We start from the raw sequence: 13,707 nt of genomic DNA, 5'->3' as shown, positions 1-13,707 counted from the left end.
GAGACTCCCCGTGAAACCCAAGCTGAACCGAATCACCGCCGCGGCCGTCGTGCTGCTCGCAGGCCTGCACGGACTGGCGCATGCCCAGTCGGCGGACATGCCGACGGATGCACCACCCGAGGCCGAGGTGAAGTCCGACCCGACCAAGGACTTCGTCAAGAAGGTCAACGACGCGACCGGCCTGGAGTTCTGGGGCTACGGCCGCGGTGGCTTCTACAGCGCCGGCAACGGCAAGCCCAAGGGCGGCTATTCGCTCGGCGGCGACCTGCAGAAGTACCGCCTGGGCAACGAGGGCGACAACTACCTCGAGTTCGGCATCGGCAAGCGCTTCGACCTCGGCGACGGCATCAAGTGGGGCGTGTTCTACATGCCCACGATCTACAACGGCAAGAGCGGCACGGCACAGGCGTACTTCTCGCTGAGCGGCATCTTCGGCAACAGCGCCACGCTGTGGGCCGGCCAGCGCTACCACCGCGTGCAGGACGTGCACATCGTCGACAAGTGGGTGGTGGAAGACGGCGACAACTACGGCGCCGGCATCGACGACATTCCGCTGGGCGGCCTCGGGCGGCTGAACGTGGCGGTGCACACCACCGACTCGGTCGACAACAAGAGCGGCAACCCCAACAACGCCAAGCGCATCAACGTGCAGTGGCGCGACATCCCGACCAACCCCGACGGCAAGCTCACCATCACGGGCGGACTGATCTCGGGCAATTTCGCCAAGGGCAAGGACGGCGGCGCGCTGGGGCTGATGCACGTGCAGAAGAACTTCCTGACGCCGGGGCTGAACAACATCTTCATCGCGCAGGCCTCCAACGGGCATTCGTCGCTCAGCGGCAAGTTCTACAACCTGGACAACAGCACGACGACCACCGGCTTCCTGCTGCCGGCGGGCATCGGACAGTCGGACAGCTTCTTCTTCGCGCCGCTGGTGGAGCGCACGGTGATCACACCGCAGGCCGGCGCGAAGCAGCGGCGCATCCTCGATTCGATGGACTTCCAGATCGGCCGCTTCGGCGGTCAGACGCTGATCGGCTACCAGACCACGCGCCCCGACGACGGCCCCGAGACGCGCGACTTCACGCTGGGCGGGCGCGTGTCGTACGGCATCGCCAAGTACACCAAGCTGCTGGCCGAACTGGGCACGACGCGCCGCAGCACCGACGGCCAGCCGAAGCAGACGCTCAACAAGGGCACGATCGCCGTGGCCTTCTCGCCCAACACCGACTTCTGGACGCGGCCCGAATTCCGCATCTACGCCACGCGCGCGAGCTGGAACAAGGCCGCGGCCGACGCCAACGCAGGCACCTTCGGCGCCAACGGCCGACGCAGCGCCACCGTCTTCGGCATCCAGATGGAAGCCTGGTGGGAGTGACGGGGCAAATGGCGATCCCTCACGCACTCCTGGCGGCGTTCTTGTTGCGCTCGCAACGCTGTGTTTCGTCCGGGAAATCACAGCGCGCGGCCCCGAAGGGGCTGCCTAAACTGCCGCCGGCTCCGGCATCGAACATATCGGCCGCAACGGCCAGAAGAGACAAGCACATGAAAACCTCGACCCGATTCACCGTAGCCGCCCTCTGCCTCGCCATGGGAAGCGGCGCCGCCGTGGCCCAACAACAGCAAAGCGTCGAAGTCCTGCACTGGTGGACTTCCGGCGGCGAAGCCGGCGCGCTCAACGTGCTCAAGGGCAATCTCGAGAAGCAAGGCGTCAAGTGGAACGACATGCCCGTGGCCGGCGGCAGCGGCGAAGCCGCCATGACGGCGCTTCGGGCGCGCGTGACCTCGGGCAACCCGCCCACCGCCTCGCAGATGCTGGGCTTCGACATCCTCGACTGGGGCAAGCAGGGCGTGGTGGCCGACCTCAACGCGCTCGCCCAGAAAGGCGGCTGGGACAAGGTGGTGCCGCCCGCGCTGCAGAAGTTCTCGAAGTTCAACGGCAAGTGGATCGCCGCACCCGTCAACATCCATTCGACCAACTGGGTGTGGGCCAACCAGGCAGTGCTGGCCAAGGCCGGCGTGACGGCCGAGCCGAAGACCTGGGACGAGTTCATCGCCGCCGCGGAGAAGGTGCAGAAGGCTGGCTTCATCGCCATCGCGCACGGCGGCCAGCCGTGGCAGGACGCGACGCTGTTCGAGAGCGTGGCGCTCTCGACCGGCGGCATCGACTACTACCGCAAGGTCTTCATCGAGCTCGACGGCAAGACCATCGCCTCGCCCACCACGGAGAAGGTGTTCCAGCGCATGAGCCAGCTGCGCAAGCTGGTCGACAAGGACTTCTCGGGCCGCGACTGGAACGTGGCCTCGGGCATGGTGATCGGCGGCAAGGCCGGCTTCCAGGTGATGGGCGACTGGGCCAAGGGCGAGTTCGTCAACGCCAAGCAAATGCCGGGCAAGGACTTCGCCTGCTTCCGCTTTCCCGGCACGCAGGGCGTGGTCACCTTCAACACCGACCAGTTCGTGATGTTCAAGATGAAGGACGCCGACAAGGAAGCCGCGCAGCAGAAGCTGGCCGCCGCGATCATGGAGCCGGGCTTCCAGTCGGCCTTCAACGTGGTGAAGGGCTCCGCGCCCGCGCGCACCGACGTGCCCGACACAGCCTTCGACGCCTGCGGCAAGAAGGCCATCAAGGACGTGGCCGAGGCCAGCCAGGGCAACACGCTGGTGGGTTCGATGGCGCACGGGCACGCTGTGCCGGCTTCGATCAAGAACGCGTTCTACGACGTGATCACGCGGCACTTCAACGGGCAGCTCGACGACAAGAAGGCTGTTGCGGCGCTGGCATCGGCGGCAAAGAACTGATCCTTTCCGCTCTTGAAAGCTCGCAACAACCTGCTCCCCCGGCTCCTGCTGAGCCCCAGCGCCCTGCTCGTGCTGGTCTGCGTGTACGGGTACATCATGTTCACGGTGTACCTGTCGTTCACGGCGTCGACCATGCTGCCCACCGCCGAGTGGGCGGGCACGGCGAACTACGAACGGCTGCTCGGACTGGAGAACTGGGAGGTGTCGCTGCACAACCTCGCGGTGTTCGCCGGCCTCTACATCGTCATCGCGATGGTGCTGGGGCTGGCGCTGGCGATCCTGATCGACCAGAAGATCCGCGCCGAGGGCGTGCTGCGCTCCGTCTTCCTGTACCCGATGGCGCTCTCGCTGATCGTCACCGGCACGGCCTGGAAATGGCTGCTCGACCCTGGCGTGGGCCTGGAGCACACGCTGCAGAGCCTTGGCTGGAGCAGCTTCTCCTTCGGCTGGATCAAGGACGGCGACATGGCCATCTACTGCGTGGTCATCGCCGCCGTGTGGCAGACCTCCGGCTTCGTGATGGCGATGTTCCTGGCCGGCCTGCGCGGCGTGGACAGCGAGCAGATCAGCGCCGCGCGCGTCGACGGCGCGCGCACCTGGCAGATCTACGTGCGCATCGTGATCCCGCAGCTGGGGCCGGTGTTCGTCTCGGCCTTCGTGATCCTGGCGCACATGGCGATCAAGTCCTACGACCTGGTCATTGCGCTGACCAACGGCGGCCCGGGCCGCTCGACCTGGCTGCCCTCGGTCTTCATGTACCAGTACACCTTCGCGCGCAACGAGATGGCCGTGGGCGCGGCGAGCTCGGTGCTGATGCTGCTGGCGATCAGCGTCGTGGTGGTGCCCTACCTGCTGCGCGAGATGCGGGGAGCGAAGAACAATGGCTGAGCGAAGCCTGCGCCTTGCGCTCTACGCGCTGCTGGCCGTGATGGCGCTGGTGTTCCTGATGCCGGTGTACGTGATGGTCGTCAACTCGCTGAAGCCGCTGGAGGAGATCCGCAACGGCAACCTGATGACACTGCCGGTCGACTGGACCCTCGCGCCCTGGCGCGCCGCCTGGAGCACCGCGCAGATCGGCGTGCAGCCCACGGGGCTCAAGCCCTACTTCATCAACTCGTTCCTGCTGGTGGTGCCGGGCGTGGTGCTGTCGACGCTGATCGGCGCGGTGAACGGCTACATCCTCACGCAGTTCAGGGTGCGCGGCGCGCACCTGCTGTTCGCGGCGATGCTGTTCTCGGTGTTCATCCCGTTCCAGATCGTGCTGATCCCGATGGCCAAGACGCTGGGCCTGCTGGGCATCGCTGGCACGGTGACGGGGCTGGTGTTCGTCAACACGGTGTACGGCATCGGCTTCACCACCCTCTTCTTCCGCAACTACTACGCCGCGTTTCCGCAGGAGCTGGTGCGCTCGGCGCGCATGGACGGCGCGGGCTTCTTCGGCGTGCTGTGGCGCATCCTGCTGCCCAACAGCACGCCGATCATCGTGGTGACGGTGATCTGGCAATTCACCAACATCTGGAACGAGTTCCTGTTCGGGGCTTCGTTCAGCGACTACAGCTCGTTCCCGATCACCGTGGCGCTCAACAACCTCGTCAACAGCTCCACAGGTGTGAAGGAATACAACGTGCATTTCGCGGGCGCCTTCATCGCGGCGCTGCCGACGCTCATCGTGTATCTGGTTTCCGGCAAGTACTTCGTGCGCGGCCTCATGGCCGGCTCGGTCAAAGGCTAGTCAGTTAGCTTATTTGTTAGGTAGTGAATGGCATCCCTGGACTTGATTGGCATCCGCAAGAGCTTCGGCCCTGTACACATCCTGCACGACATCTCCATCGCGCTCGAAGACGGTGAATTCCTCGTGCTCGTCGGCCCCTCGGGCTGCGGCAAGAGCACGCTGATGAACATCATCGCGGGGCTGGAAGAGCCCACCGAAGGCCGGCTGCAGCTCAATGGCGGCGACATCACGCACGCAGCACCGGCCGAGCGCAACATCTCGATGGTGTTCCAGTCGTACGCGCTCTACCCGAACATGACGGTGGCGAAGAACATCGAGTTTCCGCTGGAGATGCGCAAGGTCGACAAGGCCACGCGCGCCGAACGCGTGAAGAAGGTAGGAGAGCTGCTGCAGATCGGCCACCTGATGGACCGCAAGCCGCGCCAGCTCTCGGGCGGCCAGCGCCAGCGCGTGGCCATCGGGCGTGCGCTGGCGCGCGAGCCGCAGCTCTACCTGTTCGACGAGCCGCTGTCGAACCTCGACGCGCAGCTCAGGCTGGACATGCGCACCGAGATCAAGAAGCTGCACCAGCGGCTCAGCGCCACCATCGTCTACGTCACGCACGACCAGATCGAGGCCATGACGCTGGCCACGCGCATTGCGGTGATGAAGGGCGGCGTGCTGCAGCAACTGGGCACGCCGCACGAGGTCTACAACCGGCCGGCGAATACCTTCGTGGCGAGCTTCATGGGCTCGCCGCGGATGAATCTGCTGAAGATGCGGATGGCGAACGAGCGGCATGGGGAGCTGCGGCTCGTTGCGGCGGATGGCGGTGTCGGTGCGACGGCGATCGACCTGCCGGCGGAGGTGATGTCTGTCGTGCCGAAGGAGGTCTGCACCGGGCGGGATGTCATCGTCGGGCTGCGTGCCGAGGCAGTGAACCTCGCCGCGCCGGACTCGGCGCCTGGGCCCTCGCAGTGCCACCTGGAAGCGCGCGTACAGGTGGTCGAGCCGACTGGGGCTGACACGCTGGTGCTGCTGGACATCGACGGGCATGACTTCACGGCGCGGCTGCCGCCGGATGTGGCGCTGTCGGCTGGTGCTCGGGCCCGGTTTTCTGTCGATCTGGCGAAGGTGGTTTTCTTCGATGTGGAGACTGAGAGGCTGATTGCGTAGGCGCCAGAACCGGAGGGATCGCACGAAAGAAAAAGCCCGTCATGAATCCATGGCGGGCTTTTTCTCTCGTCAGGGTTATTGCGGCTACTGAAGCCAGCATGGCCATGGCGGTCGCCGCAGATACTACGCGTCCATGAGCACCGACGACGAACATGACCCGATGCGCGAACGCCGGGAGGCGATGGCAGCCTGGGAGCAGAGCTTGCGACAGCCCAGGCCGGAGCGGCGGCTGGCCTTGTGGCTGGTGGTGGCCGTGCTCGTGGTGTTCGTGTTCTATCTGGCTGCAGAGTGGCTTCTGACCCAGCGCACCGGTCGCCCTGCGACGATGCCGTCACCCACTGCGCCACCGTCGGCAAGCATCCGCCCTGCACCTTCGGTGCCGCCCTCTCCCCCGGCTTCCCAGCCAAACGCCACCGCGCCGGACACCTTCGAGGTGACAAAGTGCCTCATGCCTTCCGGCAAGGCCGCGTACTCCGACGGGCCATGCCCCGAAGGTTCGCGCGCCACCACGGTCAGGCTGCGGCGCGACGTGAACATCGCCGATGGAATGAGCCTGCAGGAGCGAGAGGCATCGCGACGGAACAACGCGGTCGTCGCCGCGCAACAGCAGGAATACGAACGGCAGGTGGCGCAGAACGTCGATCGAGGAATGGATGCCGAGTGCAGCGAGCTTGCGGAGCGCATCAAGTGGCTCGATGCGCTGGGGAGGCAGCCGCAAGGCATGTACACGCAGGATTGGCAGCGCGCGGAGCGGCATCGAACGCGGGACAGGCAGTTCAGGTTGGGGTGTCCTCAACAGCGGCCGTGAGCACATGTTGCGGCTGATGGATAGCAAGTCAAGCAACTCGCCTTTTCCTTCAGCCAATAAAAAATCCTCAATTGGCTGAAGCAAATGAGGATCTTGAAGAGGGTCTGGTAGGACGTACTGGATTCGAACCAGTGACCAACGGATTAAAAGTCCGCTGCTCTACCAACTGAGCTAACGTCCCGGAACCATTTTTTGCTTTTTACCGGAAGTGATATCCGGCAAAGCCAAAGATTATAGCGCGACGTTGGACGCGATTCTGTCCAGAACCCAACCCGCCGCACATTGACCGAAAGTCGCGGTCACGCTGACCACCGATCCGTAGCCGTGGCAGTTGAGCGTTCCGTCGCCGCTTTCAATGGCACAGGAGGCATCCGGCGGGGCCACGCTCTCGCGGCTGAAGACGCAGGAGACACCGATCTTGCGGCCCTCGCGCGGGGCGCCATGCTCCTTTCGCAGGCGCTGGCGCAGCTGGGCCAGCAGCGGATCGTGCGTGACGAGCGACAGGTCCTCGATGTCGACCTTGTGCGCCTGCCGCTTGCCGCCAGCCGCGCCCACCGTGACGAACGAAGCGCGCGACGCGCGCGCCCAAGCCGCCATGGCCACCTTGGCTTTCACCTGGTCGCAGGCGTCGACGACGGCGGTTGCCGGTCCGTTCGCGGCCTGCGCAGCCTCGAGCAGCGAAAGCCAGTTGCCGGGCTCGACGAAGTCGTCGATGGCCTGCACCTTGCACTCAGGGTTGATCTGCGCGATGCGATCGCGCATGGCCTCGACCTTGGCCTGCCCCACGGTCGCGTCGAGCGCGTGGATCTGGCGGTTGATGTTCGACTCCGACACATGGTCGAGGTCGATCATGGTCAGCCGCCCCACTCCGCTGCGCGCCAGCGCCTCGACGGCCCAAGAGCCCACGCCGCCGATGCCGACGACCAGCACATGCGCGTTGCGGATGCGCGCGGCGCCGGCCACGCCGTACAGGCGCTCGAGGCCGCCGAAGCGGCGCGCAAAGTCAGGCGCCGCGGTGTCGGTGACGACATCCGCGGCGGCTGGAGGAGGAGTGGTGATGGACGCGTTGGCGATGATGGTGCTCAAGCGGAATGCTCCGCCCGCATCAGCGCAGCCGCGAGAGACGTTCGCGGCCGGCCTGTGCGGCTTCGGACTGCGGGTAGGCCTTGGTCAGGTCTTCCAGCGTACGGCGCGCGGCGCGCGTGTCCTTCAGCTCGATCTGGCAGTTCGCGATCGACAGCACGGCCTCGGGGGCCTTGGCATGGTCGGGCGCGAGCGAGAGCATGGAGCGGAAGTTCGCGATGGCCTCGTTGTAGTTGCGCGTGGCGTACTGCGCATTGCCCAGCCAGAACAGCGCCGAGGCGTTGTAGCCGCTTTGCGGGTAGCGCTTGACGAATTCGGCGAACGCGGTCTGCGCCTGCGCGAACTGGCCCGAGCGGAACACGCCGAGGGCGGCTTCGAAGTCGGCCTTTTCCTTGGGATCGGCATTGAACTCGCGGCCGTCCACCGACACCTTCGAGGGCTCGCTCTGCTTGAGCTTGTCGTCGATGGTGGTCTGGCGCGACTGCATTTCGCTCAGCGTGCGCGTGAGCTGCTCGTTCTGGCCGGTCATGCGCGCCAGGTCACCGCGCATCTGCTCGATCTGGTTCTGCAGGTCGAGCAGGCTGCGGCGCAACTGGCCGTTCTCGTCGGTGAGCCGCTGGTCGGTCTGCTGGCGCATGGCCTCGACGCGCTGGCGCAGGTCGAGGATGGCGCGGCGAGCCTCGTCATCCTCGAAGAGCGCGGCCTGCGACGCCGCCGAGACGCAAAGCAAGGCGGCGGCCAGCGCCGCGCCTCTCAGCATGACGCGTGGCATCACCGGGTGTAGCGGATTTCGGCGCGGCGGTTCTGCGCCCAGACTTCTTCACCGGAGCCCGTGGCAGCAGGCTTTTCCTTGCCGAAGCTCACGGCCTCGATCTGGTTGTCGTTCACGCCCAGCAGGGTCAGCGCGCGACGCACGGCTTCGGAACGCTTCTGGCCGAGGGCCAGGTTGTACTCGCGGCCGCCGCGCTCGTCGGTGTGGCCTTCGATCGAGATGCGGCGTTGCGGGTTGGCCTTGAGGAACCTGGCATGGCCGTCGATCAGCGACTGGAACTCGGGCTTGACCGTGTAGCTGTCGTAGTCGAAATAGACGATGCGCTCGACGCCCACCGGACCTTGCGCGGTGCCCGCGGTCGGATCGATGGTGACAGGTGCCACGGTGCTGGCGCCCTGCTGGCCGCCAGCCGTGCCGGAACGGTCGGTCACCGGCGTTTCGTTGAGCTTGGTGCCCGACGAGCAACCGGCGATGAGAGCCACGATGGCCAGCGAATAGAGCGTACGTTTCAACATTTTTTCAAACTCCTCAAATAAACCTTGGTCATTGCTTCTGGAACGGACCCCAGTCCGGTTCCCTGATGTCTCCCGCCTGCCCCGCCAGTCGTGCCTTTATTTTTCCATCGAGCGTGGTCGTCATCAGGGCTTCGCGGCCCTGCAGCTGCGTTGCATAGACGATCAGCTTGCTATTCGGAGCAAAACTCGGACTTTCGTCCGCGGAGGTGTCGGTGATCGCGCTGACGTTGCCGGTTGCCAACTCCATCACATGGAGTTTGAAGGCGCCGCCCACTCGCGAGATGTAGGCCAACCACCGGCCATCGCCGCTGACAGACGGAGAGATGTTGTAGGTGCCGCTGAAGGTCACCCGCGTCGGGCTGCCGCCGCCGGCGCTCATCTTGTAGATCTGGGGCGCGCCGCCGCGGTCGCTCACGAAGTAGATCGTGCCGCCGTCGGCCGAGTACACCGGTTCGGTGTCGATGCTGGAGCTCTGGGTCAGGCGGCGCGGTTCGCCGCCGCTGGCCGGAATGGAGAAGAGCTGCGAGCCGCCATCGCGGCTGAGCGTGACGGCCAGCGAGTTGCCGTCGGGCGCCCACGCCGGGGCGCTGTTGGAGCCCTTGAAGTTGGCGAGCAGGCGACGCTGGCCGGTGGCCACGTTGTGCACGTACACGACCGGCTTGCGCGACTCGAAGGACACGTACGCGAGCTGCTGTCCGTTGGACGACCAGCACGGCGAGATGATGGGTTCGGGGCTGGCGAGCGCGGCCTGGGCGTTCTCGCCGTCGGCGTCGGCCACCCACAGCGAGTAGCGGCTGCCCGCCTTGGTGACGTAGGCGATGCGGGTCGAGAAGATGCCCTTTTCACCGGTCAGCTTCTCGTACACGTAGTCGGCGATGCGGTGCGATGCAAGGCGCAGGTCGCCCTGGGGCACGGTGTAGCTCTGGCCGCCCAGGTCCTGGCCCTTCACGACGTCCCACAGGCGGAAGCGCACGTCGAAGCGGCCGTCGGCCAGCCGAGTGACGCTGCCCGCCACGAGCGAATCGGCGGTGCGCTGGCGCCACAGGGAAAGATCGGGGCGCGATGCCTCGTCGAGCGCCTGTCCCGAGGCATCGACGCCGCGGAACTGGCCGCTGCGCTCCAGGTCGGCCTGCACGATGTCGGAGATCTTCTGCGGGGAGGATTCCTGCCCCTTGAATGGAACGAGCGCGATCGGCAACTGCGTGAGCCCCACGCCGGAAACCTCGACCCGGAACTGGGCCAGAGCAGGAATCATGGGAGTGGCAGCAAGGGCCGCAATGACGGTGCGGCGTGCAAATAGCGATGAAGAAGGAGTTGGAATTGGAGCTGGCAACGGCTTGTTCATGCGGTTCGGAGAGGTTTCGGGGTGAAAAAGTTCTCCCCGGCTTCAACGGGCCACATGTTACACACTGGCCAGAGGCTGCCGTCACAAAACGTTTATCCATCGGCATGGTCCTACAGACGCCCCGGCAGCAAGCCTGCACAGGCCCACCCGTAAAATCCGCGGCCATGCAACCATCCCCCGGCGCCGAGAACGCGCGCCCTCCCCTGATGCGCCGCCTGGCGCGACTCATGACCTGGTTTGGCGGCTCCCGCCAGTGGTGGGCTCTCGGACTGAGCGGAGCGCTGCTGGCAGCCATCACCGAGCCGCTGATGGCCGCGCTGCTCAAGCCCCTGCTCGACCGTGGCTTCACCCGTGGCCAGATGCCGCTGTGGTTCGTGCCCGCCGCCGTGCTGCTGCTCTTCGCGGTGCGCGGCATCGCCCAGTTCATTTCCCAGTACGCACTCTCGCGCATCGCCAACGAAGGCATGCAGAAACTGCGGCGCGTGCTGTTCGAACGGCTGCTCGGCGCCGAACTCGCACTGTTCGCCCGACAGTCGGCCAGCGCTCTTTCGAACACGGTCGTCTATGAAGTGCAGACCGGCGCGATGCTCCTGGTGCAGGCGCTGCTCGGACTTTCGCGCGACGGCTTCACGCTGGTCGCGCTGCTGGGCTATCTGGTCTACCTGAACTGGAAGCTCACCCTGATCGTCGCCTTCCTGGTGCCCAGCATCTCCTGGATCATGAAGGTGTTCTCCAAGCGGCTCTACCGCCTGACCCAGCAAGGCCAGCAGGCCACCGACGAGCTGGCCTACGTGGTCGAGGAAAACGTGCTCGCCCACCGCGTGGTGCGGCTGCACGGCGCTGAAGGCGCGCAGGGCCGCCGCTTCGAACAGCTGAGCCAGCGCCTGAACCGGCTGGCCGTGAAGTCGACCATCGCGCAGGCGGCCACCACGCCGCTCACGCAGATGATGGCTTCGCTGGCGCTCTCGGTGGTGGTGATGATCGCGCTCTGGCAAAGCGGCAAGCAGGGCTTCACCGTGGGCGGCTTCGTTGCCTACATCACGGCCATGCTGATGCTGATCGCCCCCATTCGCCGCCTCGCCGAGGTGGCCGGCCCGATCACGCGCGGCCTCGCCGCACTGGAACGCGGGCTGATCCTCATCGACGAAGTGGCGCCCGAATCGCAAGGCAGCTTCAGCCTCGAACATGCCCAGGGCCGCATCGAGCTGCGCAACGTGCGGGTCAGCTACCGCGGTGACGACGAGCAGCGCGCGCTCGACGGCGTGAGCCTGACCATCGAGCCCGGCCAGGTGGTGGCCTTCGTCGGCCCCTCGGGTTCGGGCAAGACCACGCTGGTCAACCTGCTGCCCCGCTTCGTGCAACCCAGCGGCGGCCAGGTGCTGCTCGACGGGCACGACACCAGCGAATGGCAGCTCCAGAGCCTGCGCGCCCAGTTCGCGATGGTGAGCCAGGACGTGGTCATGCTCAACGAGACGCTGGCCGCCAATGTGGCGCTGGGCTCCGAGATCGACCGCGAGCGCGTGCTGGAGTGCATAGCGGCAGCCAACCTGAGCTCGCACGTCGAGAACCTGCCCCAGGGCATCGACACCGTGCTGGGCCACAACGCCACGCAGCTCTCGGGCGGCCAGCGCCAGCGCCTCGCCATTGCCCGTGCGCTCTACAAGAACGCGCCCGTGCTGCTGCTCGACGAGGCCACGTCGGCCCTCGACACCGAATCGGAACGGCTGGTGCAGGATGCGCTTCAGCGCCTGATGCAGAACCGCACCACGCTCATCGTGGCGCACCGCCTCTCGACCATCCAGCACGCCGACCGCATCATCGTGATGGAGCAAGGCCGCATCGCCGAACAAGGCAGCCACGAGCAGCTCATGGCGCTCGACGGTCTCTACGCGCGGCTGCAGACGCTGGCAGTGCGCAGCGCCCCGCCGGGACAGGATCCGACGCTTTGACCGACCGGTGCTGCCTCAGAGCAGCACGATGTCGTACTGCCCCTGCCCGATCGCCGGTTCGGCTTGCAGCGAGATCGGCTTGCCGATGAAATCGCTCAGGCCCGCCAGATGCTGGCTTTCCTCGTCGAGGAACAGCTCGATCACCTGAGGCGACGACACGATGCGGAACTCGCGCGGCGTGAACTGCCGCGCCTCGCGAAGAATCTCGCGCATCACGTCGTAGGCCACGCTGCGCGCGGTCTTCACGATGCCCTGCCCGCCACAGGCGATGCAGGGCTCGCACAGCATGTGCGCCAGCGATTCGCGCGTGCGCTTGCGCGTCATTTCCACCAGCCCGAGTTGCGAGAAGCCGCCCGCCATGGTCTTCACGCGATCGCGCGCGAGTTGCTTGCGGAATTCGGCCAGCACCTGCTCGCGGTGGTCGTCGCGGCCCATGTCGATGAAGTCGACGATGATGATTCCGCCCAGGTTGCGCAACCGCAGCTGGCGAGCAATGGCTTGCGCCGCCTCCAGGTTGGTCTTGAAGATGGTGTCGTCGAAGTTGCGCGCACCCACGAAGCCGCCGGTGTTCACGTCCACGGTGGTCAGCGCCTCGGTCTGGTCGACCACGAGATAGCCGCCCGACTTGAGATCGACGCGCCGGCCCAGCGCCTTCGCGATTTCCTCATCGACCGAATACAGGTCGAAGATCGGCCGCTCGCCCTTGTAGTGCTGCAGCTTGCCTGCGGCCTTGGGCATGAATTCGAGGCCGAACTTCAGCAGCAGCTCAAACTGCTCGCGCGAGTCGATGCGGATGGTCTGGGTCTCCTCGCCGGTCATGTCGCGCAGCACGCGCTGAAGCAGGCTCAGGTCCTGGTGCAGCAGCGACATCTGCGGCATGCGCATCGAGGCCTCGCGGATGCGCGACCAGGTCTTGCGCAGGTAGGCGATGTCTTCGGCGAGCTCGGCGTCACTGGAGTCTTCGCCGTTGGTGCGCAGGATGAAGCCGCCCGTATTGGCCGGCACCACGCCGCCACTGTCGGCAGCCGCGGCAGCCTCGATGAGCGCGAGCATCCGGTTGCGCAGCGACTCCCGCTGGTCCGACGGGATCTTCTGCGACACGCCGATGTGGTTGTCCTGCGGCAGGAACACCAGCAGCCGACCGGCGATGCTGATCTGCGTCGAAAGCCGCGCGCCCTTGGTGCCGATGGGGTCCTTGATGACCTGCACCAGCAGCGACTGCCCCTCGAACACCTGCTTCTCGATGGGCACCATCGGTCCGCCGTTGCGGTGGTCGCGCTCGGGTGCAGGCGCGCTGGGCCGCGAGCCCGGCGTGAACGGCGCGACGATGTCGGCCACGTGCAGGAACGCCGTGCGCTCCAGGCCGATGTCGATGAAGGCCGACTGCATGCCGGGCAGCACGCGCGACACCTTGCCCAGGTAGATGTTGCCGACCAGCCCGCGCTCCAGCGTGCGTTCGACGTGCAGTTCCTGCACCGCACCGTGCTCGATCAGCGCCACGCGGGTCTCCTGCGGAGACCAGTTGATCAGGATGTCTTGCATGGAA

12 protein-coding genes and 1 tRNA gene are annotated in these 13,707 nt (G+C 66.0%); 7 read left to right on the top strand and 6 right to left on the bottom strand.

Going from position 1 to position 13,707, the window contains the following annotated elements; all coding sequences use genetic code 11:
* The first annotated feature begins 10 nt into the window (after nt 1-10).
* The 6 genes from SFB74_RS15615 to SFB74_RS15590 all read left to right on the top strand — a co-directional run bounded on the left by SFB74_RS15615 (nt 11) and on the right by SFB74_RS15590 (nt 6,497).
* The gene (locus SFB74_RS15615) at nt 11-1,378 is read left to right on the top strand and encodes a carbohydrate porin (protein WP_432731691.1); all 1,368 of its coding nucleotides are present in this window, start codon (nt 11-13) and stop codon (nt 1,376-1,378) included.
* A 167-nt stretch (nt 1,379-1,545) separates the two neighbouring features.
* Complete coding sequence (locus tag SFB74_RS15610; RefSeq protein ID WP_432731690.1) at nt 1,546-2,802, top strand: ABC transporter substrate-binding protein; 1,257 nt, start codon at nt 1,546-1,548, stop codon at nt 2,800-2,802.
* 12 nt (nt 2,803-2,814) lie between these two features.
* Nucleotides 2,815-3,690, top strand: a complete 876-nt coding sequence (locus SFB74_RS15605; protein WP_432731689.1) for a carbohydrate ABC transporter permease — start codon at nt 2,815-2,817, stop codon at nt 3,688-3,690.
* The gene (locus SFB74_RS15600) at nt 3,683-4,534 is read left to right on the top strand and encodes a carbohydrate ABC transporter permease (RefSeq protein ID WP_432731688.1); all 852 of its coding nucleotides are present in this window, start codon (nt 3,683-3,685) and stop codon (nt 4,532-4,534) included. The genes SFB74_RS15605 and SFB74_RS15600 overlap by 8 nt, the downstream gene beginning before the upstream one ends.
* A gap of 27 nt (nt 4,535-4,561) precedes the next feature.
* Nucleotides 4,562-5,689: an ABC transporter ATP-binding protein gene (locus SFB74_RS15595; RefSeq protein WP_432731686.1), complete on the top strand. Its 1,128-nt coding sequence runs from the start codon at nt 4,562-4,564 to the stop codon at nt 5,687-5,689.
* A gap of 133 nt (nt 5,690-5,822) precedes the next feature.
* A complete protein-coding gene (locus SFB74_RS15590; protein WP_432731685.1) occupies nt 5,823-6,497 on the top strand; it encodes a hypothetical protein in 675 nt (224 codons plus the stop codon).
* A 105-nt stretch (nt 6,498-6,602) separates the two neighbouring features.
* Here the strand turns inward: SFB74_RS15590 and SFB74_RS15585 are convergent.
* The 5 genes from SFB74_RS15585 to tolB form a co-directional block, all read right to left on the bottom strand.
* A tRNA-Lys gene (locus SFB74_RS15585) sits at nt 6,603-6,678 on the bottom strand.
* 50 nt (nt 6,679-6,728) lie between these two features.
* Nucleotides 6,729-7,556 carry a tRNA threonylcarbamoyladenosine dehydratase gene (locus SFB74_RS15580; RefSeq protein WP_432731940.1) on the bottom strand — a complete coding sequence of 276 codons (828 nt, stop codon included), beginning with the start codon at nt 7,554-7,556 and terminating at the stop codon, nt 6,729-6,731.
* Nucleotides 7,557-7,602: 46 nt separating this feature from the next.
* Nucleotides 7,603-8,352 (bottom strand): tol-pal system protein YbgF, encoded by a 750-nt coding sequence (gene ybgF, locus SFB74_RS15575; RefSeq protein WP_093195363.1) that lies wholly within the window; start codon nt 8,350-8,352, stop codon nt 7,603-7,605.
* Complete coding sequence (gene pal, locus SFB74_RS15570) at nt 8,352-8,867, bottom strand: peptidoglycan-associated lipoprotein Pal (RefSeq protein ID WP_432731684.1); 516 nt, start codon at nt 8,865-8,867, stop codon at nt 8,352-8,354. The genes ybgF and pal overlap by 1 nt, the downstream gene beginning before the upstream one ends.
* A gap of 28 nt (nt 8,868-8,895) precedes the next feature.
* Complete coding sequence (gene tolB, locus SFB74_RS15565; protein WP_432731683.1) at nt 8,896-10,122, bottom strand: Tol-Pal system beta propeller repeat protein TolB; 1,227 nt, start codon at nt 10,120-10,122, stop codon at nt 8,896-8,898.
* Nucleotides 10,123-10,376: 254 nt separating this feature from the next.
* On the opposite strand from tolB, the gene msbA reads away from it, so the two are divergent.
* The gene (gene msbA, locus SFB74_RS15560; protein ID WP_432731682.1) at nt 10,377-12,161 is read left to right on the top strand and encodes a lipid A export permease/ATP-binding protein MsbA; all 1,785 of its coding nucleotides are present in this window, start codon (nt 10,377-10,379) and stop codon (nt 12,159-12,161) included.
* 15 nt (nt 12,162-12,176) lie between these two features.
* On the opposite strand, the gene rng is transcribed toward msbA, so the two are convergent.
* On the bottom strand, nt 12,177-13,703 hold the full coding sequence (gene rng / locus SFB74_RS15555; protein ID WP_432731680.1) for a ribonuclease G: 1,527 nt from the start codon (nt 13,701-13,703) through the stop codon (nt 12,177-12,179).
* Nucleotides 13,704-13,707: the final 4 nt, after the last annotated feature.

Origin of the sequence: Variovorax xiamenensis, assembly GCF_050916385.1 — a bacterium.
GTDB lineage: Bacteria > Pseudomonadota > Gammaproteobacteria > Burkholderiales > Burkholderiaceae_C > Variovorax.
This window is presented reverse-complemented; position numbering and strand designations above follow the sequence as displayed.

Bases quoted from the DNA above. Each gene is read 5' to 3' on its own strand.
- ybgF (WP_093195363.1), bottom strand. From the start codon at position 8,352: ATGCCACGCGTCATGCTGAGAGGCGCGGCGCTGGCCGCCGCCTTGCTT.
- pal (WP_432731684.1), bottom strand. From the start codon at position 8,867: ATGTTGAAACGTACGCTCTATTCGCTGGCCATCGTGGCTCTCATCGCC.
- rng (WP_432731680.1), bottom strand. From the start codon at position 13,703: ATGCAAGACATCCTGATCAACTGGTCTCCGCAGGAGACCCGCGTGGCG.
- msbA (WP_432731682.1), top strand. From the start codon at position 10,377: ATGCAACCATCCCCCGGCGCCGAGAACGCGCGCCCTCCCCTGATGCGC.
- SFB74_RS15595 (WP_432731686.1), top strand. From the start codon at position 4,562: ATGGCATCCCTGGACTTGATTGGCATCCGCAAGAGCTTCGGCCCTGTA.
- tolB (WP_432731683.1), bottom strand. From the start codon at position 10,122: ATGATTCCTGCTCTGGCCCAGTTCCGGGTCGAGGTTTCCGGCGTGGGG.
- SFB74_RS15600 (WP_432731688.1), top strand. From the start codon at position 3,683: ATGGCTGAGCGAAGCCTGCGCCTTGCGCTCTACGCGCTGCTGGCCGTG.
- SFB74_RS15610 (WP_432731690.1), top strand. From the start codon at position 1,546: ATGAAAACCTCGACCCGATTCACCGTAGCCGCCCTCTGCCTCGCCATG.
- SFB74_RS15590 (WP_432731685.1), top strand. From the start codon at position 5,823: ATGAGCACCGACGACGAACATGACCCGATGCGCGAACGCCGGGAGGCG.